The organism is Pseudoroseicyclus sp. H15 (assembly GCF_054353345.1).
This window is the reverse complement of sequence record NZ_JBTHJE010000005.1, coordinates 519,980-539,476: the sequence shown is the minus strand read 5'-3', so window position 1 is coordinate 539,476 and position 19,497 is coordinate 519,980. Positions and strand designations below refer to the sequence as shown.

General features: G+C 67.7%; 19 protein-coding genes. 9 read left to right on the top strand and 10 right to left on the bottom strand.

Annotated features, from left to right (window positions below; all coding sequences use genetic code 11):
- Window positions 1-142: 142 nt before the first annotated feature.
- The 7 genes from ACXN5S_RS13335 to ACXN5S_RS13305 all read right to left on the bottom strand — a co-directional run bounded on the left by ACXN5S_RS13335 (window position 143) and on the right by ACXN5S_RS13305 (window position 9,070).
- Window positions 143-1,216: an ABC transporter ATP-binding protein gene (locus tag ACXN5S_RS13335; RefSeq protein ID WP_458605927.1), complete on the bottom strand. Its 1,074-nt coding sequence runs from the start codon at window positions 1,214-1,216 to the stop codon at window positions 143-145.
- A gap of 3 nt (window positions 1,217-1,219) precedes the next feature.
- Window positions 1,220-2,116, bottom strand: a complete 897-nt coding sequence (locus ACXN5S_RS13330; RefSeq protein WP_458605926.1) for a carbohydrate ABC transporter permease — start codon at window positions 2,114-2,116, stop codon at window positions 1,220-1,222.
- Entirely contained in the window at window positions 2,116-3,147 is a 1,032-nt protein-coding gene (locus ACXN5S_RS13325; RefSeq protein ID WP_458605925.1) for a carbohydrate ABC transporter permease, read from the bottom strand. The genes ACXN5S_RS13330 and ACXN5S_RS13325 overlap by 1 nt, the downstream gene beginning before the upstream one ends.
- 102 nt (window positions 3,148-3,249) lie before the next feature.
- The gene (locus ACXN5S_RS13320) at window positions 3,250-4,485 is read right to left on the bottom strand and encodes an ABC transporter substrate-binding protein (protein ID WP_458605924.1); all 1,236 of its coding nucleotides are present in this window, start codon (window positions 4,483-4,485) and stop codon (window positions 3,250-3,252) included.
- 214 nt (window positions 4,486-4,699) lie between these two features.
- Window positions 4,700-5,896, bottom strand: a complete 1,197-nt coding sequence (locus ACXN5S_RS13315; protein WP_458605923.1) for a nuclear transport factor 2 family protein — start codon at window positions 5,894-5,896, stop codon at window positions 4,700-4,702.
- 308 nt (window positions 5,897-6,204) lie between these two features.
- Window positions 6,205-7,599 (bottom strand): hypothetical protein, encoded by a 1,395-nt coding sequence (locus ACXN5S_RS13310; RefSeq protein WP_458605922.1) that lies wholly within the window; start codon window positions 7,597-7,599, stop codon window positions 6,205-6,207.
- 82 nt (window positions 7,600-7,681) lie between these two features.
- On the bottom strand, window positions 7,682-9,070 hold the full coding sequence (locus tag ACXN5S_RS13305; RefSeq protein WP_458605921.1) for a hypothetical protein: 1,389 nt from the start codon (window positions 9,068-9,070) through the stop codon (window positions 7,682-7,684).
- A gap of 302 nt (window positions 9,071-9,372) precedes the next feature.
- Here ACXN5S_RS13305 and ACXN5S_RS13300 point away from each other — a divergent pair, with 302 nt between their 5' ends.
- A complete protein-coding gene (locus ACXN5S_RS13300; protein WP_458605920.1) occupies window positions 9,373-10,473 on the top strand; it encodes a helix-turn-helix transcriptional regulator in 1,101 nt (366 codons plus the stop codon).
- Window positions 10,474-10,477: 4 nt separating this feature from the next.
- Here ACXN5S_RS13300 and ACXN5S_RS13295 read toward each other — a convergent pair whose 3' ends face one another.
- The 3 genes from ACXN5S_RS13295 to ACXN5S_RS13285 all read right to left on the bottom strand — a co-directional run bounded on the left by ACXN5S_RS13295 (window position 10,478) and on the right by ACXN5S_RS13285 (window position 14,074).
- On the bottom strand, window positions 10,478-11,377 hold the full coding sequence (locus ACXN5S_RS13295) for a nickel/cobalt efflux transporter (protein WP_458605919.1): 900 nt from the start codon (window positions 11,375-11,377) through the stop codon (window positions 10,478-10,480).
- Between the two features lie 7 nt (window positions 11,378-11,384).
- Window positions 11,385-11,651, bottom strand: a complete 267-nt coding sequence (locus ACXN5S_RS13290) for a metal-sensing transcriptional repressor (protein WP_458605918.1) — start codon at window positions 11,649-11,651, stop codon at window positions 11,385-11,387.
- Window positions 11,652-11,827: 176 nt separating this feature from the next.
- Window positions 11,828-14,074: a heavy metal translocating P-type ATPase gene (locus ACXN5S_RS13285; RefSeq protein WP_458605917.1), complete on the bottom strand. Its 2,247-nt coding sequence runs from the start codon at window positions 14,072-14,074 to the stop codon at window positions 11,828-11,830.
- Window positions 14,075-14,179: 105 nt separating this feature from the next.
- On the opposite strand from ACXN5S_RS13285, the gene ACXN5S_RS13280 reads away from it, so the two are divergent.
- The 8 genes from ACXN5S_RS13280 (at window position 14,180) to ACXN5S_RS13245 (ending at window position 19,426) form a co-directional block, all read left to right on the top strand.
- The gene (locus ACXN5S_RS13280; protein WP_458605916.1) at window positions 14,180-14,365 is read left to right on the top strand and encodes a hypothetical protein; all 186 of its coding nucleotides are present in this window, start codon (window positions 14,180-14,182) and stop codon (window positions 14,363-14,365) included.
- Between the two features lie 360 nt (window positions 14,366-14,725).
- A complete protein-coding gene (locus tag ACXN5S_RS13275; protein ID WP_458605915.1) occupies window positions 14,726-15,004 on the top strand; it encodes a metal/formaldehyde-sensitive transcriptional repressor in 279 nt (92 codons plus the stop codon).
- A 254-nt stretch (window positions 15,005-15,258) separates the two neighbouring features.
- The gene (locus tag ACXN5S_RS13270; protein ID WP_458605914.1) at window positions 15,259-16,065 is read left to right on the top strand and encodes a DUF4198 domain-containing protein; all 807 of its coding nucleotides are present in this window, start codon (window positions 15,259-15,261) and stop codon (window positions 16,063-16,065) included.
- Entirely contained in the window at window positions 16,062-16,670 is a 609-nt protein-coding gene (locus tag ACXN5S_RS13265; protein ID WP_458605913.1) for a cobalt ABC transporter permease, read from the top strand. The genes ACXN5S_RS13270 and ACXN5S_RS13265 overlap by 4 nt, the downstream gene beginning before the upstream one ends.
- A 51-nt stretch (window positions 16,671-16,721) precedes the next feature.
- A complete protein-coding gene (gene cbiM, locus ACXN5S_RS13260; protein ID WP_458605912.1) occupies window positions 16,722-17,348 on the top strand; it encodes a cobalt transporter CbiM in 627 nt (208 codons plus the stop codon).
- Entirely contained in the window at window positions 17,348-17,965 is a 618-nt protein-coding gene (locus ACXN5S_RS13255) for a cobalt ABC transporter permease (protein ID WP_458605911.1), read from the top strand. Before cbiM ends, ACXN5S_RS13255 begins: the two co-directional genes overlap by 1 nt.
- Window positions 17,962-18,753 carry a cobalt ECF transporter T component CbiQ gene (cbiQ, locus tag ACXN5S_RS13250; protein ID WP_458605910.1) on the top strand — a complete coding sequence of 264 codons (792 nt, stop codon included), beginning with the start codon at window positions 17,962-17,964 and terminating at the stop codon, window positions 18,751-18,753. The genes ACXN5S_RS13255 and cbiQ overlap by 4 nt, the downstream gene beginning before the upstream one ends.
- Entirely contained in the window at window positions 18,731-19,426 is a 696-nt protein-coding gene (locus ACXN5S_RS13245) for an energy-coupling factor ABC transporter ATP-binding protein (protein ID WP_458605909.1), read from the top strand. Before cbiQ ends, ACXN5S_RS13245 begins: the two co-directional genes overlap by 23 nt.
- Window positions 19,427-19,497: the final 71 nt, after the last annotated feature.

Here is a 19,497-nt window from a genome sequence, read left to right as displayed (position 1 = left end):
CGCTCACCTGCGGGCATCTAGGCCGATCTTTCGGCAGCCGTCCAGCGACGGGGCGGGCGACACGCGGGTGGAGAGAGCGGGACCGGGGGGCCGGCCCCCCGGAGCCCCCCGGGATATTTGAAGAAAAGCGAGAGGGCGCATGTCAGAGGCGCTCGCCGGTACTGCGGTCGAAGAGGTGACAGATCGACGCGGGCACGCCGATATGGGCGGGGTCGCCGATTTCGGCGCGGTAGTCCTTGGCGGCCTTGACCGAGGCGATGGCTTCGCCGAGGCGCACGGCGATCATCGTGGCCTCGCCCAGAAGCTCCATCGTGTAGACGGGAGCCTCGATGGTGCCGCCGGGGGCGCCCTCTGGCAGGGGCTCGCCGGGGGCCAGGACCATGGCATCCTCGGCGCGGAAGCCGAGGGTGACGGGGCCGGACTGGGGGCTGTCCAGCCCCTCGACCCGCATGCCGGGGGCGGTGAAGGTGCCGCCCGCGATCTCGCCGTCGACGAGGTTCATCGCCGGCGAGCCGATGAAGCCGGCCACGAAGGTGTTGGCGGGGCGGTCGTAGATCTCCGTCGGCGTGCCGACCTGCTGGACGAGGCCGGCGCTCATCACCACCACGCGGTCGGCCAGCGTCATCGCCTCGATCTGGTCGTGGGTGACGTAGATCGTCGTCGTCTTGAGCGCGTGGTGCAGGTTCTTGATCTGCGCGCGGGTGCTGACGCGGAGCTTGGCGTCGAGGTTCGACAGGGGCTCGTCCATCAGGAAGGCGTTGGGCTCGCGCACGATGGCGCGGGCCAGCGCCACGCGCTGGCGCTGCCCGCCGGAGAGGGCGGCGGGTCGCCGGTCGAGGAAATCGCCCAGCTCGACCATGCCGGCGGCCTTCATCACCCGGTCATTATGCTCTGCCACCGGCACCTTCCGCACCTTCAGCGGGAAGCGGATGTTGTCGTAGACGCTCATGTTCGGGTAGAGCCCGTAGCTCTGGAAGACCATCGAGATGTCGCGGTCCTTTGGCTCGAGGTTGTTGACCTTCTTGTCGCCGATCCAGATTTCGCCCTCCGAGATATCCTCCAGCCCCGCGATCATGCGCATCGTGGTGGTCTTGCCGCAGCCTGAGGGGCCGAGCAGCACGAGGAATTCGGCATCGGCGATGTCGAGGTTGAAATCCTTCACCCCCACGACGGCGCCCCAGCGCTTGGTGACGTTGCGGATCGAGATCTGAGCCATGAATTATCCTTTCACCGCGCCGGCGGTAAGGCCGCTGACGATCTGGCGCTGGAAGAAGAGCACGAGGATGAAGAGCGGCACCGTGGCCGACACGACGGAGGCGACGGCGAACATCACGTTGCCCTCCGCCTGGATGGAGCCGAGGAAGCTGGCGATCTTGGGCACCATGGTCTGATTATCCTGGCTGAGCAGCATCGAGGTGACCGCGAAGTCGTTGTAGCCGAGCAGGAAGCTGAAGAGCCCGGTGGTGATCACCCCCGGCCACATGACCGGGATGATGACAAGCCGGAAGGCCTGAAAGCGCGTGCAGCCGTCGACCATGGCGCTCTCGTCGAGATCCTTTGGGATGCCGAGGAAGAAGCTGTGCAGCATCCACAGCGTGAAGGGCTGGTTGATGGCGACGAGCACGATGATCGTCGTCGGCAGGATACCCCAGATGTTCAGCTCGAAGAACGGCAGCATGTAGCCCGAGACCAGCGTGATGTGCGGCATGGCGCGGAAGATCAGCGCGGCGATCAGGATCCAGAAGGCGTAGTTCCGCCCCGAGCGGGCCAGCGCGTAGCCGCCGAGCGTGCCAACGAAGAGCGAGATGAAAGTGACGGAGATCGTGACGATCAGCGTGTTCAGCGCCGCGCGCCAGAACTCCCGCTCGATCCACGCGCCCTCGTAGCCGTCGAGGGTGAAGGCGCTGCCCGTCTGCATGATGGTGCGGGGCCCGGTGATGGCGTTCCACCATGACGAGCGCGAAAAGAAATCGGCCTCGACCTTGAAGCTGCCCCAGAGCGTCCAGAGGAAGGGGAAGGCCGCGGCGATGAACCAGATCGCCAGCAGCAGGCCGGTGATCAGCTTCAGCGCCGTCGGCAGGTTGCCGATCGAGCTGTTGGTGGCCGAAGAGCTCATCAGACCGCCTTTCTGTTGAAGTCGCGCCAGGTGCGGATCAGCACCGGGATCAGCAGCACGATCACGCCGAGGATGGTCATCACCGAGGTCGCCGCGGCCGAGCCGAAGGCCTGGGAATCCTGGCCGACGAGATCGTTGTAGACGAGCCAGCTGAGTGAGGTGGCATTCGCCTCGGCCGAGAAGCCGACGATGGGCTCGAAGACGCGGAAGTTGTCCATCAGCTGCACGAGGGCCACGAAGGTCGCCAGCGGCGCCAGATGCGGGATGATCACGTAGCGCACCCTCTCCCACCGGCTGGCACCGTCGATCATGGCGCTCTCCAGCGTGTCGCCCGGCACCGTCTGAAGGCCTGCGTAGAACACGACGAAGGAGAAGGGCCCGTTCGTCCAGATGCCGTAGATGATCAGCACGATCCATGTGAGCAGCGGCGAGGCCCTGAGGCTGAGCGTGGGATCATTGAAGATCGCCTGCAATGAGGCGCCGAGAATGCCCTGCGGATTGAACATCCAGAACAGGATCAGCGAGCCGATAAGCGGCGTGATGATCATGGGCAGGATCGACACGAAGATCGCCGGCCCCTTGAAGACGCGGGGCAGCGTGTTGACCCCGAGCGCGATGGAAAAGCCCAGCGCCATCGCAAAGGGCGTGACGAGGAAGCAATAGACCAGCGTGAAGGCCAGCGCCTTGTAGAACGGCAGGTTCAACGTGCGCGACCAGGCCTGGCCGAAGCCTTCCGACGTTTGCCAGATGTCGCGCAGCTGGTCGAAGGCGAGGTGGTTGCGGTTGATGTAATTCGTGGCGCCGGCAAAGCGGCCAAGCGGCTTTTCGGCGCGGATCTCTTCCGTCGCCGCGGTATCGACGCGGCGCTCGGTGGTGCAGCCGAAGGGAGAGCAGTTCTCCACCTCAACCATCACCTGCTCATGTTCAACGAAGAGCGATTGCACGACGACCGATACGATGGGCAGCGCGATGAACAGCACCATCGCCACGATGGCGGGCAGGATGAAGAGGGTGAATGTCTTGTGCGGCATGGCCGGTGTCCTGATCGCGAGCGAGGGTGGGCGCGAATGGCGGCCGGCGTGCCGCCCGTTCCGGGGGCGAGGGAGGGCCAGAGCCCTCCCCCGCAGCGCGTGTTACTGCATGAAGCCGGCGGCGGTGGCCGCGTCGTCATAAGCGGCCTTCACATCGGCCAGCGCCTGATCGGCATCTTCGCGGCCGGCGATGAAATCGGCCAGCTCGGTCGACAGCGCCGTGTGCAGCAGGCCCATGTAGGGCGTCATCGGATAGCCGCGGGCGCCGGCATTGGCGTTCGCGATCACGCCGACAGCGGCCTCGCCGGGCTCGTAGCCCTCGACCAGCCAGGTGGCGACCGTCGGGTTGGCGGCGACCGCCTCGGGCGAGATGCCGTGCAGCATCGCCTGGAACGAGGCGGCGGCGTCTTCATCCGAGATGTTCTTGGCGATGGAGAAACCGTCCCACCACAACGCGGCGGCCGGGATGGTGTTGTCGCCAATGGTCGGCGTCGTCGAGAAGGCGGTGTTGGCCGCAATCTCGGGGTCGGCATCGGGGCCGATGGCAGCACCGGCGAGCGAGCCCCACTGGTTCATCAGGGCGACCTGGCCGGCATCCCAGAGCTTGTTCAGCTCGGTGGCGTCGAAGGTCAGGTAGTCGGGGTCCATGTACTCGGTCATGGCGCGCATGGTGTCGAGCACCAGGTGGCCGTTCTCGTTGTCGATGGTCAGCTCGGCAGAACCGGGGGCGAAGAACTCGTCGCCCGTGCCAAGGTAGAGGTTCACGAACTCGGCGGCGAGATCCCAGCCCGGCTTCACCGAAGCGGCGAGCGGGTGCTCCATCAGGCCGGCATCCTGAATGGCCTGCGCGGCGGAGAGCATTTCCTCATAGCTGGTCGGCACCTCGACGCCGGCCTCTTCGAGGATGTCGCTGCGGTAGAACAGGTGCTGACCGTTACCCATGAAGGCAATCGCCATGGCTTCGCCGCCGGTCGAGATCACCTGGCTCGGCAGAAGCTGGTCGCCGTATTCGGCGATCAGGTCGTCGAGCGGCTGGATGAGGTCATCGTTCAGCAGCGGCACGATGGAGTTGTTGGCGATCACGGCGACGGTGTATTCCGCCGGGTCGATCGAGAGGGCCGGCCCCTGGATGTTCTTGTGTTCGGCCGTGGCATTCGCCTCGACGCTGACGGTATCCGAGGCGCAGTCCATGGCGCCGTCATTGATGTAGCGCAGCGCTTCGAAATCGTTCGACAGGATGCGGACAGAGCCCGCTTCGATGCCGCATTCGGCCGAGGCCGCCCCGGCAGTCAGCGCCGTCGCGCCCAGGGCGAGTGCCGCCTTCAACGTGAACTTCATGAGCTTTTCCCTTGTTGGCCCCGGCCGCGCCGAGCGTGGTTATCTGCCGGCCCGAGGGGGTGATCCCCGCGGCCGGCCGCATGTCATATTCAGGACGCTAGCCGTTTTGCATTCGTTTGCAAGAATTTTCTAAGCGCCCCCTGACCGGGCCAGAAAAAAGAGGCGACAACCGGGAGGTTGCCGCCTCTTTGAGCGAATGAGATCGCTCCTCGTGCTATTCGGAATCGCCGGGCGCCGGGGCAGCGGGGGCTGCCGGCGGGGCCAGCGGCGCGATCTCGGCGGCTGCGCTGTCGGCCATCTGGGCGAGGCGCACCTGGGTGAGCATCGACATCTGGTCGTAGACGCGCCACTCATCGACGATCTTGCCGTCCTTCACGTGAAAATGGCTCATCCCCATCACCTGCACGCGCTTGCCCGTGGGGTCGCCCAGCATATCAAGGATGCCGTAGCCAAGGTGGTGGCCTTCCATCACCCAGCGAATGGCCACCTTCTCGCCGCCCTCGTCGCAGGGGTTCGAGCAGACATGCTGCACCTCGAACACCGCGTCAGGCAGGCTGCCCACGAGGCCCAGCGATTGATGGATGACCGAGGCCTGGCCATAGAGCTCAGCCATCAGCGGCCCGTGATACTGGCAGTTCGGGGCATAGAGCTCGGCGATCCGGCCGAACATCTTGCGGTTGAAAACGTCGTGCAGCATGCCCACCAGCATCCGCTCGGTATCGGTGGAGGCCACAGAGTAATCGGGCTCGTCCGCCGGCGGGCGCTGCCCCACCATCAGGCGATTCTCGCCGATATCGAGGCTGACCTGGCCCCGCTCATGCGCCGCCCGGGCCAGCCGGGTGGCATAGCCATCCACGCTCACGCCGATCTGCTGCAGGATCGCGGTCGTGTCGGCCACCACCCATTCGCGGTAGATCTTGTTGGCGTAGATCATGCAGTCGGCAATGGTGCGGCTGACGAAGGGCTTGCCCGTCGCGCGGCCCAGATGGCCGTTCTGGCTGTGCCGGCCCGATCCGGTGACGAGATGCGAGGTATAAAAGCCCGCTTGGTCGTCTCCGCCCCAGACCACCTGCGTGCCCATGCCCCGCCGCTCAGGGAACGAGACGAGGCGCTGGATGGTATCGCGCACCACGTCCTCGCGGTTATAGATCGTGCCTGTCGTGCCGTAGAGCACGCAATTATGGGTGTAGTGGGTGTAGATCAGCCCGATATCGCGCTCGTCCCAGATGCGGTGGGTGCAGCGGATGATGTAGTCCACGATGTCGGTGTAGATCGGGTCGAACCCCTCCATCGGCTGATTGAGCTGTGTCGTCTCTGGCGCCAGATCGGGGTAATCGTGCCGCTCGACCTGCAGCACCTTACCCGTCACCTTCGCCGCCCCGTTGCCCTTGCTCTTGTCTGTCTCGGCCATGCCTTGTCTCACTCCTGTCGCCTTGCGCCCGCCCCCGGGGCGGCATGGGCCATAGTCGTGCGCCGGATAGCATACGTTTGCAAGAGCGGTCTCGCGTTTCGTTTTATCGGCCTCCCCACCCCGCCCAAACGCTCACCATCACCCCCCTCCCCCATGCACAGCAAAAGGGCGCCCCGCCAACTGGCGCGCGCCCCCTGTCTCCCTTCGACTTTCCAATATCCTCGGGGGGTCTGGGGGGCAGACAGCCCCCCAGCCTCTCCATTCATCCCCGCGGCCAGCCCCCTTGAGGCGCCGGCCGCAGGCAATCGTCAGTCGAAGCCGAAGAGCGCCTCGCCCTCGTCGGGCTTCTCCAGCCCCTCTTCGAAGTTGCGCTCCCACGACTGCGCCCAGGGGCGACCGTAGGTGTCTTCCACCGTGTATTCGATGGTCGTCCCCGGCGCGAGCGGCACCGGGCGGCCGTCGACGTCGAAGATGGTCTGCACGCAGCGGACATAGGCGTAAGGATTGCCCTCGCTCAGCCCGTCCTGCTTGACGAGGATGCGGACGGAGCGGACCGGCTCGACCAGGACGTCTTCGTCGTAGAAGATCGTCTCCTGCTGCAGGCCGATGAAGGTGCCGTCCACCTCGACCGGCGTCCAGATCTCGATGGTCTGCAGCTTGTTCGAGAACTCCCAGCTGGAATGGGTGAACCAGCCCTGGATGTTGCTCGTCCAGGTGATCAGGGCGTCGTCATCCCAATAGCCGATGGTCTCGCCATACCAGCGCGGCACGTCCTGGCCGAGGCGCGGCACCGCGCCCGACATATCGAACTCGCGGCCGAAGTTGACGTTCCGCACCACGTTGTCGGCGCCATCGGCGAGGATCTGCACCCGGTCCATGCTGATCATGATGTCGACATAGCCGAAGCCGGGCTCGGACCATTGGCGCATGAAGCCTTCCGGCCGGCAATACTGGGCCGACCATTGCGAGGCGTGGCTCTGCACCTGGTGGTACATCTGCTGCACCCAGCGCTGCTGGTAGAGCGGCGTGACGAGCTGCAGCATCGTCGACATCTGGGCGTTGAAGCCCATGATCCATTGCGGCGGCTCCTGGTACTCGTCGCGGAAGGTCACGTCGGGGTCGCGCCCGGTGCGCACGAGGAAGTCGAGCCAGATGTTGCGAAGATAGGTGCCGTTCCATTCGAAGGGCAGCTGGTCGGGCGTCATCTCGGTCGGCCCGCCGTTCGCCTCGGTCTCCTCCATCAGCGCGGCGTAATGCTCCGCCGCCGTCTTGAAGGGATAGGGCGAGAGCATGCTCTCGATCGGGTAGTCCGCATCGCAGGAGCCCCAGGCGCCCGTGGCCGGGTCGTCATTCTCGATGACAGCCGGGGTGCCCGGATAATCGCCCCATTGCGCATCGAGCGCGACCGGCGAGTTGCAGCGGAAGTAGCGCGGGTCGCTCCAGAGCTCGGTGTCCTGGTAGAAGTCGTCGGTGGTGAACAGGTCCACCGGCAGCGGCTCCACCCCCTCGGGGCTTTCTCCGCCAGAGGCCGCGATGTCGCCGGGCACGCCATGGATGCCCATGCCGATTTCCTGCACCTCCATATCGGCCACCGGCCAGCCGCGGCCGACGCTCTCGGGCTCCTCCTGCGCGAGGGCGCCGCCGGCGCAGAGCGCAAGCGCGGTGCCGAGGCGCAAAGCCCCGGCGAATGTCTGTCGTATCATCTGTCTCTCCTCCTCTTGGATTTAACCGCCCCTCCAGGCGGGGTCTCATGCGGGCCGGCAGCACCGGCCCGCATGGATTTCGTCACTCGAAGCCGAACAGCGCCTCGCCTTCGGGGCGCTCCATGCCGTCTTCGAAATACTCCTCCCAGATCGCGGCCCAGGGCCGGCCGAAGAGATCCTCCACCCGGTACTCGATGACCTGGCCGGGGCTCACCTGCGTGCCGCGCCCTTCCACCGGGAAGATGGTCTGGTTGCAGAAGGTCAGGTTGTTCGGCGGCACATCGTTGAAGTCGCCGACCCGGCTGAAGAAGCGCACCTGACGGATGGGCTCGACCAGCCCGTCCTCGTCGTAGAACACTGTTTCGTGCTCCAGTCCGATCAGTCTGCCGTCGTCGGCCTCGCGGGGCGTCCAGATCTCGATGGTCTGCAGCTTGTTCGAGTATTCCCAGCTCGAATGGGTGAACCAGCCCTGGATGTTCGACGTCCACATGATGAGGGCGTCGTCGTCCCAGAAGCCCACCGTCTCGCCCATCCATTGCGGCACGTCGGCGCCGAGGCGCGGCACGTCGCCAGAGGTGTCGAAGTCGCGGCCGATATGCACGTTGCGGATCGCGTTGCCCGAGCCGCCGAGGAACTGCACCCGCTCGGGCATCACCATGATGTCGAGGTTGCCGGGGCCGCCCGGGCCCGACCACCAGCGCATGAATCCCTCGGGCCGGCAGAACATCAGCGACCATTGCGCCGCGTGGTTGTGGCTCTGGTGGTAGAGCTGCTGGACGAGGCGGGTCTGGTATTCCTCGGTCAGCACCGAAAGCACCGTCGGCACCTGGTTGTACCAGCCGATCACCCATTGCGGCGGCTGGTGGAACTCCTCGGGCAGGTTCGGCTCTTCGCCGGCACGCATCTGGCCGAAGATGACGTTGACGTTGCGCGTGTAGCGGCCGTTCCAGTCGGGCGCGGGATTGTCGCGGCTGTACTCGGTCGGCCCGCCAGCGGCCTCCGTCTCCTCCATCAGCGCCGCGTAGTGTTCGGCGGCGGTGGTGAAGGGATAGGGGCTGACGATGTTCTCGCGGGCATAGTCGCGGTCGCAATGGCCCCAGGCGCCGACCGAGGGGTCGCCATCGACATATTTCGGCGCGCTGGAATAATCGCCCCACTGGCTGTCGAGCGCGATGGGCGAGTTGCAGCGGAAGTAGCGTGGGTCGCTCCAGAGCTCGCGGTCAGCGTAGAAATCGTCGCTGGTGAAGATGTCGCGCTCCAGCGGCTCGATGCCGTCCGGCGACGCGCCATCGCGGGCAGTGGCCTCGTCGAGGTTGTAGAAGGGCACGCCGGCACCGACGAACTCTCCCTCCTCCGCCATCGGCCAGCCGCGGCCCACGCTCTCGTGCTCCTCCTGCGCGGTCGCAGCGCCGGCCAGCAGGGCCAGCGCCGTGCCCAGGCGCAGGGCCCCGGCGAATTGCAATCGTCTCATCTCGTTCCTCCTGTTGGGATGAGCCCGCACCATGCGGCGCGGCAAGCGGCGCCCGCCCCGGCCCACAAAGGCGCCGAGGCGGGCATCGGGCGGCCTGGTGAGTCGCCAGGCCGCCCCTTGGAAGGTCGCGCGGTCAAAGGCCCCTACATACCCGCCGCGGACCGGCGCCCAGCCTAGAGGCGCCGCCGCCCTGCCACACCTCACAAGTGTTGGTCAGCGCACCGCCATTGCCCGGCGGCAGGGGCGTTGCTAGGCTCGTCCAATCCCGAGGAGGCATGCCGATGGCATGGGGAGGAGGAGACATGGCCCACCGCCAGGCGCGGGGCCGGCCGGCTGCCGAGGCGGCCGACCTGGTGGCGCTGCTCTACGATGCCGCGGCTGGCAGCAGCGGCTGGGACGAGGCAATGTGCCTCTTCAACCGCCGTTTCGGTCTGCACAACGTCGCCGTCTCGATCTGCGAGGAGGACGGCGCGCTCAGCCCCGGGCTGCACAGCGCTCCTCCCGCCCAGATCAACGATTACGTCGAGCATTGGTCGGGCAGCGACCCTCTGCTGCACCGCTTCCTCGCCCGCGCCCGCCAGCGTCCGCATGTGCTCTATTCCGAGCGCGAGCTGTTCTCGCAGGCCGAATGGGCGCGCCCGAACATCGGCGAGATCTACTTTCAGCAGGCCGGGCTCGGCGGCTTTCTGGGCTTCGGCGCGCCCGAGGGTGACCGGCTACATTGCTTCGTCACCCTGCTGGAAGAGGGGCGCGACCTGCCCGAGGCTGAGCGCGCCGATCTGCAGCGCTTCGGCAGCCATTTCATGCGCGCAGCCCGGCTCTACTGGAGCCGGCAGAGCAGCGAGGCGGCCCTGGAGGTACTGCTGGGCCTGCAGGGCGAGGCCGGGCGGGACATCGTGCTGCTCGATGCCGAGGGGCGTATCGGCGAGGCGAGCCCGGGGGCACTGGCCGCCCTGGGCGCCGCCGCCAGCCTCACCCGCGGCCGGCTGCGTCTGCAGGGCGCGCCAGCCTTCGGCGAGGCCGCCGCCACCCCGCGCCTGCTGGCGCTGCCGAGAGAGGCCGGCGGCCTGCCGGTGCTGGTGGAGATCCGCCGCGCTGAGGGCAGCGGGACGGGATCGGCGCCACCCGGCTGGGTGCTGATCGTCACCGACCCGGCCGCGCGTCTGGACTGCGCCAAAGCCCCGCTGCGGGCGCTCGGCCTGACGGCGGCAGAGGCGCGGCTGGCCGTACTGGCCGGCGCCTGCCAGACCTCCACCGAGGTGGCGGCGGCGCTCGGCCTCAGCCCGGCCACGGTTCGCTGGTCGCTCTCGGTGATCTACGGCAAGCTCGGGCTGAAGCGGCAGACGCAGCTGGCGCGGCTGACGGCCCGGCTTTCCCGCCCGGCGCCCGCCGCGTTGCATTGATCGCTCAGCCGGCCAGCCCCGACAGGCCGTGCCAGAGCACATAGATGCCGACGAGCGCGATCAGCCCGCCCGAGAGGTAAGGCGCCCGCGCCGCCACCTCATCGAGCCAGGCACTCCGCCGCCGCATGGCGCCCACACCTGCGGCCGCCACCACGCCAACGATGACCAGCGTCAGCGCCAGCCCGATCGAGAAGGCGAGCACCACGGCTGCGCCCAGCGCCAGACGGTCGACCTGCAGGCAGATCAGCAGAACGGTGATGGCAGCGGGGCACGGGATCAGCCCGCCGGTGAGGCCGAAGAGCACGATCTGGCCGGTGGTGACGGAGCCGCCATCGAAGCGGCGGCGGATATCTTCGGCATGGGCGCGCTGGTGGGCGTCGTCCATGTCCTCCGCCTCGATCTGCAGGCCCTCGGCGACGGGGTGGAACTCCGCGGCATGGCTGTGAGCCGGATGCGGATGCGGGTGGGCATGCGCGTGGTCGTGGCCGTGACTGCCCGCATGATCGTGGCTATGGTCATCCCCATGCGGATGGGCATGCCCGTGGTCATGCCCATGGCGCCGCCCTGCCCCGGTTCGCGCCATCATCCACAGCGCCAGACCAATGATGATCAGCCCAGAGGCGGCCTGAAAGTACGGCTCGGAGGCTTCGGGGTCGACGTCCTGCCAGATTAGCATGCCCCCCAGCGCCACCACCCAGACGATGAGCGTATGGCTGAGCGTGGCGGAAAGGCCGAGCAGCACCGCCTGCGGGATCGTGCCGCGCACGGCCACGATGAAGGCGGCCATCATCGTCTTGGAATGCCCCGGCTCCAGCCCGTGCAGCGCCCCCAGCAGCACCGCCGCCGGCAGGAAGGCCCAGGCGGCGGCGCCGCCCTGCTCCATCAGGCCGAGAAAGTCGAACATGGCGCCCTCACAGGTAGCGGGTCAGCTTGCGGAATTCGTCCAGCGTCTCCTCCAGCTCGCCGACATCGCGGCCGGGGGCGAGGCAATGGTCCATGTGGTCCTGGATCAGGGTTCGCTTGGCGCTGGCGACCGCCCTCTCCACCGCGTGCAGCTGTTGGGCGATGTCGGCACAGGGGCGGCCCGCCTCGATCATGGCGACGACGCTCTTCAAATGCCCATTGGCCCGGTTGAGCCGCTTGACGATCTCGGGGTGGCTGGCGTGACGCTCTGTCATGATTCGATCCTATCCTGGGGGATAGGATACCAGCGCGGCCAAAGCCGCGCCACTTCCCTCTGTCTCCCTCGCTTTTCTCAAAATATCCCCGGGGGGCCGCAGGCGGGGGGCAGCGCCCCCCTCTTCCCCTGGCCATGGGGCCCGGCCGGCGCCGCAACAGGGCGCCGGCCAGACGATTACTCCGCCGGGCTCGCCGCCGCCGTCGGGGCCGCAGCACTCCGCGCGGCCAGCTCTTCCGGCGACTTCCAGAACAGCGGGCTCGGCAGCAGCCGGGCCGAGTTCAGGATGAACGCCAGCTCGCTGATCGTGTGAACCAGCACCGCCTGCGTCGGCCCGATATAGCCGAGGATGGCCGCCCCGAGACCGAGCAGGTCGACCACGATGGTCCCCCAGAGGTTGAACCAGATGATCTGCCGGGTGCGGCGGGCGACGGTGACCGTCTCGGTGAAGCGGGCCAGATCGTTGCCGAGCAGCACGATATCGGCCTTCTCGCGCGCGACCTCGGTGCCGGAGCCCATTGCCACGCCCACGTTGGCGGCGGCCAGCGCCGGCGCGTCGTTCACGCCGTCGCCGACCATGGCGACGGGGCGTTTGGCATCGGCTGTCAGCGCCTGGATGCGGGCGAGCTTGTCCTGCGGCAGAAGCTCGGCCTCAACCTCGTCGACCCCCAGCTCCGCGGCCACGACCTCGGCGATTCGCCTGGTGTCGCCCGTCAGCAGCACGGTGCGGATGCCCATGGCGCGCAACCGGTCGATGGCGGATTTCGCCTCCGGGCGCACCCTGTCCTCCACGCGGATGGCGCCAAGGTAGCGCCCGCCCTCAGCCACGAGGATGGCCGAGCCGGCGCCCGCATCGGCGCTCGCGGCGTCGATGCCATGCTCGGCCATCCAACTGGGATTGCCGACATGGATCGTCCCGGCAGGCCCTTCGACCTCCACCCCTCGGCCCGGCTCGTAGCGGAAGCTGGTGGGTTCCACCGCATTCACGCCCTGCCCCTCGGCATAGGCGAGGATGGCCTTGCCGAGCGGATGCTCGGAGCGCAGCTCGGCGGTGATGGCGGCGGCGAGGAGGGCCTCATCGCTGACGCCCGGCGCCGGGTGCAGGCCGGCCACTTCGGGGGTGCCGTAGGTGAGGGTGCCGGTCTTGTCGAGCACGACGGTCTTGATGCGGCCCAGCGTTTCGAGATGCCGGCCGCCCTTGACGACGGCGCCCAGCTTGGCGCTGCGCCCGATGCCGCCCAGCAGGGCCAGCGGCGTGCCTGCGGCGACACCGCAGGCGCCCGCGACCACGATGGTCGAGATGACGGTGCTGATGTTGCCGCCGGAGTACCAATAGGCGAAGGCCGACATGGCGAGGGCGAAATACACGATCCAGGCCGCCAGCCTGTCGGACAGGCGCTGGATCGGCGCGCGGCTGCGCTCAGCCTTCTCCACCGCCTCGAGGATCTGCCCGTAGGATGTGGCGCGACCGATGCGCTCGGCCGTGATCTCGATGGCGCCCGATTGGTTGACGGTGCCGGCGTAGCAATAATCGCCCGCCACCTTCTCTACCGGCATCGACTCGCCGGTGATGCGGCTTTCGTCGATGAAGGAATTGCCCGAGGTCACCGGCCCGTCGACCGGCACGCGGCCACCGGGAGAGACCAGCACCGAATCGCCCGGCCGCAGCTGGCTGGCCCGGATGTTCGAGATGCCCCCCGGCCGGCGCACCGACACCTCATCGGGCAGCAAGTCCATCAGGTCGCGGATGGCCTTGCGGCCGCGGTCCAGCGTCATGCCCTCCAGCGCCTCGGCGACCAGCACGAAGAAGGTGATGAAGAGCGCCACGGTGAAATAGGCGGTGAACACGGCGGCCAGCAGCGCGATGGCCATTGAGAGCTCCATGGTCATCCGGCGGGCGAGGATGCTCTCCCACGCCTCACGCAGGATCGGCCAGGCGCCGAAGGTGAGGCCGACGAAGGCGTACCAGCCCCAGGGGATGTAGAGCTCGTTGGCGAAGTTCGCATAGGTGTGGTCGGGCAGGCCCAGCCATTGCGCCAGCGCACAGGCGCCGGCCACGGCGATGCGGATGCCCTCCATCACGCCGAAGGGGTGGTGATGGTGGCCACCGCCCTCTTCGCCATGGTCATGGTCGTGATCGTGGTCATGCCCCTCGGGCGCGTCGATCAGCCGGCCGAGCGATCCCTCGCGCCGCCGATGCGAGGCGCTGATCCAGGCCTGAATGGCCAGGGCCGCGAAGGTGACGAGCAGCGCCACGAGGAAGAGCCCGGTGAAGGCCGCAACCAGCGCCACGATTGCGGCCCAGAGCTGCAGCGTGGGCCGCATATGGGTGGCGGAGCGCCAGGCCTGCGCAAACATCGCGCCGCCGCCGAAGACGAGGCCGACAAGGCCGTACCAGCTGAACGGGATGGTCAGCATATCCATGAAGGAGACGGTGGGATGATCCGGCAGGCCGACGATCAGCGCCAGGGCGCAGAGGCCGGTGATTGCTAGGCGCAGCCCGTCGGACCAGTGAAAGGCGCGGGGGCCGTGATGATGGTGATGGTGGTCATGATCGTGGCCATGGTGGTGATGGCCGTGGTCATGCGGGTGATGATCGTGCGCGTGCCCATGGTCGTGATCGTGCCCATGGTCGTGAGCATGGCCGTGGTCGTGATGGTGCTCATGATCGTCATGCCCGTGCGCATGCCCGTCGTCGCCCGCCACATGGCCTGAGGCGATCGGGTTCGTCCGGTCTGAATGGTCATGCTTGTAATTGGCCGAGGCCGAAGGCGCGGTTGTGCGCGCTTCGGCCGCGTCGGCCAGCGGCTCGTCGCGGTTGCTCATCATGTCCTCCTCAAGGCGCGGCTGATCCTCCTCAGGGCCGCGCAATCAGTTTCCCCGGGCATGCCTCCCGCACACCCGCCCAGCTGATTCCCTTTTGTTCTGGCACCAAAAGGGCCACCGGGCAACGCGGCGCTTCACCGCTCTGCCGCCCCGGATGTCGCCGCCCTAAAATTTTAGGTCGCCGGAAGTTGTGCTGGCGCAGAAGGATCGGCAGCATATAGGTTCGGCCCCTGAGGAGGATCATCAGGCATGTCACACACGCGCAGAAACCGGGACCAGCTGCTCAATCGGGTGCGCCGCATCGGCGGCCAGGTAGAGGCCGTTGAGCGTGCCCTGCTTGATGAAGTCGAATGCGCAAAGATCCTTCAGCTCGTCGCCTCGGTGCGCGGCGCGACCAACGGGCTCATGGCCGAATTGATCGAAGATCACCTGCGCCACCACGTTCTGCAGCACGACGAACGCGCGCAGGATTCGCCCGAAGAAGCCGCGGAAGAGATCATGGCGATCGTCCGGGCCTATCTGAAATAGCCCCACCCCCTATGGCAGATTGCCGCAAGCCGCCCGCCCGGGCGGCTTTTTCATTTTGCGGGCTTGGCAAGCGGCGGGTGGCGCCGCTACCGTCCCCCAGCAACGCATTGAAACAGAAGGATAAATACCCCCACCCCCTATATCCAGCCAAGTCGTTGCCGCGGCTGGCGAAAGGGGCGGTGCATGGTGGCGGGGAGGTCGCCATGCAGAAAAGCCGAGGGGGAGCTGGACAACGAGTGGGAGGACCTGTCCGCATGATGACCAAGTTTTCGAAACGCGCCGCCACCTTCATGACCGCTGGCCTTGCCGTCACGGCCCTGCCGGCAGACGCGCATTTCCTGTCGATCTACACGCCGGAGACCAATCTCGCCGGGCCGACAACGGCGCCGGTGGAGCTGATCTTCTGGCATCCGCTCTCCGGCGGGCATGTGATGGACATGGGCGCCATGCCGCAGGAATTCTTCATGGTGCACCGCGGCGAGCGGACCGATCTGATGGAGAACCTCAGCGAGATCGCCTTCGAGAGCGCCGGCGCCAGTGGGCAGGCCTATACCAGCGAAGTCGAGTTCCGCTCGTCGGGCGATTACATCCTGACCGTCGTGCCCGAGCCCTATTACGAGCAGACGGAAGACATCTACATCCAGCAGATCACCAAGGCCTATGTGAACCGCGGCCAGCTGCCGACGGATTGGGCCGAGCCGGTGGGTCTGCCGACAGAGATCATCCCCCTCTCGCGCCCCTACAACCAGCTCGTGGGCAGCACCTTCACCGGCCGGGTCCTGACCGATGGCGAGCCCGCCGCCGGCGTGGAGATCGAGGTGGAATACATCGCGGCCACGCCCGACCCGGCCAGCCATTCGGCGGGCGAGGCGACCATCGGCGAGGCGCCCGGCGGCACCATCGCCCTGATCTCCGACGACAACGGCTACTTCACCTTCGGCCTGCCCCGCGCCGGCTGGTGGGGCTTCGCGGCTCTCGGCTCCGGCCCGGTCAGCGAGCACGAGGGCAAGGAGCTCAGCCAGGACGCGGTGATCTGGGTCACGGCGTCGGACTGGCAATGAGCCTGGGCGCCCGCCTCCGCAGGGCCTGTCTCGCCGCTCTGGCGGCGGGGCTCTGGCCTCTGGCGGCGTCTGCGCACAACCTCATTCTGGAAGCCTACGTGATCGGCGATGCAGTGGAGGGGGAGGTCTTCTTCTCCGACGGCACGATGGTGGGCGACGCCCCGGTCATGGTGCTTGGCCCCGACGGGGAGACGCTCGGCGAGGTGGTGACGGATGAGGGCGGCGCCTTCGCCTTCACCCCGACCGAGTCGGTGGACCATCTCTTCCGCCTCGACGCCGGCTCGGGCCATGTCGCCGAGGCCATGGTGGCCGCCGCCGACCTGCCCGGGGGCCTCGCCCCCGCAGCGGCAGGCGACGCCATGGCGAGCGCCGACCCGGAGGCCGCAACGGCAGCGCCCGGGCTCGACGCCGAGGCGACCGCCGTGCTGATCGCGCAGGCGGTGCGGGCGGAAACCCGCCCGATGCGGCAGGACTGGGCGCTCTATTCCGCCCATACCCCCCTGCCCGTGGCGATGGGCGGCATTGGCTACATTCTCGGATTGAGCGGATTGTGTTATTTCATTGTGGCTTGGCGCCGGAGGAGGAGATTCGGTGCCGGTGCGTAGCGGAGACGGTCGAGGAGGATTGGACCCCGTTGCGCTTGGGAGGAACGTGACATGCATATAGCGGACGGCGCCCTGTCGGGCGAAGTTCTGATCGGCGGAGCTGTGCTCGCCGTCGCCGGCACCGCCCTTGGGCTGCGCAAGCTCGATATGGAGACCATCCCCGTGACGGGCGTGCTCGCCGCCACCTTTTTCGTGGCCTCGCTGGTGCACATCCCGGTGGGGGTGACCAGCGTCCACCTCATCATGAACGGCCTCGCCGGGCTGGTGCTCGGCTGGGCGGCCTTTCCCGCCCTCGCGGTGGCGCTGCTCTTGCAGGCGGTATTCTTTGGCTTCGGCGGGCTGACGGTGCTGGGGGTCAATACCTTCAACATCGCGGCACCGGCGGTGCTGATGCACTACATCTGCCGCCAGGGCGTGATGAGCGCCAACCCAAAGGTTGCCGCGCTCTGGGGCGGCATCGCAGGCTCCGGCGCCATCGTGGCGACGACAGTGCTGGTGGCCCTGTCGCTGGCTCTGTCGGGCGACCAGTTTCTGCCGGCGGCGAAGCTGACCTTCCTTGTCCATATCCCGGTGATGATCATCGAAGGGCTGGTGAGCGCGGCGGCGGTTTTCCTTGTCTGGCGGGTGCGGCCCGAGCTGTTCGACAGCCTGACCCAGCTGAAGCGGGGGGTGGCCTGATGCGGCGCCTGGCCCTGGCCCTTGTTGCCAGCTTCGCCGCGATGCCGGCCGCCGCGCATAACCTTATCCTCGAGGCCTACGTCATCGGCGACAGCATCGAGGGCGAGGCCTTCTTCTCCGACGGTCTGCTGGTGGCGGACACGACCATCGCCGTTGTCGGCCCCGATGGCGCCGCGCTCGGCGAGACGGTGACGGATGAGGGCGGCGCCTTCGTCTTCATCCCGACCGAGGCGGTGGATCACCTCTTCCGCCTCGACGCCGGCTCGGGCCATGTCGCCGAGGCACTTGTCGCCGCCGCCGACCTGCCGGGTGGCCTCGCGGTCGCTGACGCGGCACCATCCGAGACCACCGTCGCCCCTGCCCCGGCCGAAGCGCCCGCGGCCGACGAGGCCACCGCCGCCGCCATCGAAGCCGCCGTGGCCCGCGAGCTTGCCCCGCTGATGGGCCAGCTCGACGCCTATCGCGAGCGGGCCGACTTCCTCAACATCCTTGGCGCCATCGGCCTCCTCTGCGGTGTCGCAGGGCTGGCCTTCTTCGCCGCCGGCGCCCGCATGGTGCGGGGCTTGCCGAAAGCGACGCCCGCAGGCCACGCCACCGGACAGGAGGCACGCGCATGACCTATGTGCTCGAAGGCGACGCCACTTCCCGGCCTGCCCGCTCTCCGGCGCTGACGCAGGTCGACCCGCGTTTCCGCATCCTCGCCGTGGTGGCCTTTGCCATCACCGTTGTCGCGCTGCACGATTTCGCCGCCCTACTCATCGCGCTGACCGTCTCGCTCGGCGCGCTGCTGCACGGGCGGCTGCCACTGTCGCGCACGTTGCGGCAGGTGATCACGGTGGATCTGTTCATGATCTTCGTGATCGTCTCGCTGCCCTTCACCACGCCGGGTGAGCCGATCTTCACGCTCTTCGGGCTGGAGGCCTCGCGCGAGGGGTTCGGCGATGCCTTCCGCATCGCGCTGAAAGCCAATGCCGTGGTGCTGATGATGCTGGTGCTGGTCGGCACGATCGGGCCGGTGAAGCTGGGCCACGCGCTGTCGCGCCTGAGAGTCCCGCCAATGTTCGTGCATCTGATGCTCTTCACCGTGCGCTATATCGAGGTGCTCAACACCGAATATCAGGGCCTGCGCACGGCCATGCGCACCCGCGGCTTCGTGGCGCGCTGCGACATGCACACGCTGCGCAGCTTTGGCTATCTCGTCGGCATGCTGCTGATCCGCGCCTTCGACCGGTCGGAGCGGGTGCTGCAGGCCATGCGCTGCCGGGGCTTCAACGGCGCCTTCCATGTGCTCGATGAAAGCCGCCCCGCCGGCTGGCGCGAGGCCGCCTTCGCGGCGGGCGCGGCGCTGGTGCTGGCCGCGCTGATCTATGTGGAGCTCGCGCATGGCGCCTTTGTTTCGGGTTGAGGGGCTTGGCTTCGCCTATCCCGGCCAACCGGCTGCCCTGAGCGATGTCTCCTTCGAGCTGCAGCCCGGCGAGCGGCTGTTCCTGACCGGGGCGAACGGCTCCGGCAAATCGACGCTGCTGCGCTGCCTCATCGGCCTGCAAAAGCCGCAGGAGGGGAGGATCATCGCCTTCGGGGCGGAGCCGAAGACGGAAGAGGAGTTCCGCCAGCTGCGGTGCCGCGCCGGTTTCGTCTTTCAGGACCCCGACGATCAGCTCTTCTCGCCGACGGTGTTGGAGGACGTGGCCTTCGGGCCCCTTAACATGGGGCGGCCACGGGCCGAGGCGATTGCCGACGCGGAGGCGGCCCTGGCGCAGCTGGGGCTGGAGGCCTTCCGCGACCGCATCACCTACAAGCTCTCCGGCGGCGAGCGGCGGCTCGTCTCGCTGGCGACGGTGCTGGCGATGAAGCCGGAAGTGCTGCTGCTCGACGAGCCGACGAACGCGCTCGACGAGGTGACGACGGACCGGCTGGCGGACATCCTGAACGGTTTGCCCCAGGCGATGATCGCGGTGAGCCATGACCCGCATTTCCGGGCGGAAGTGGGGACGCGGGAGATCTTCCTGCACCACGGGAGGATCGTTGAGGCGCGGCCGGAGGGGCACGCGGCGCGGCGGATGGAGGCGCCGGGCTGAAGCCCGGCCTACACCCGGCGGTTCACGGTAGGGCGGGCTTCAGCCCGCCGCCCACCCTGCCGCACCGGGCG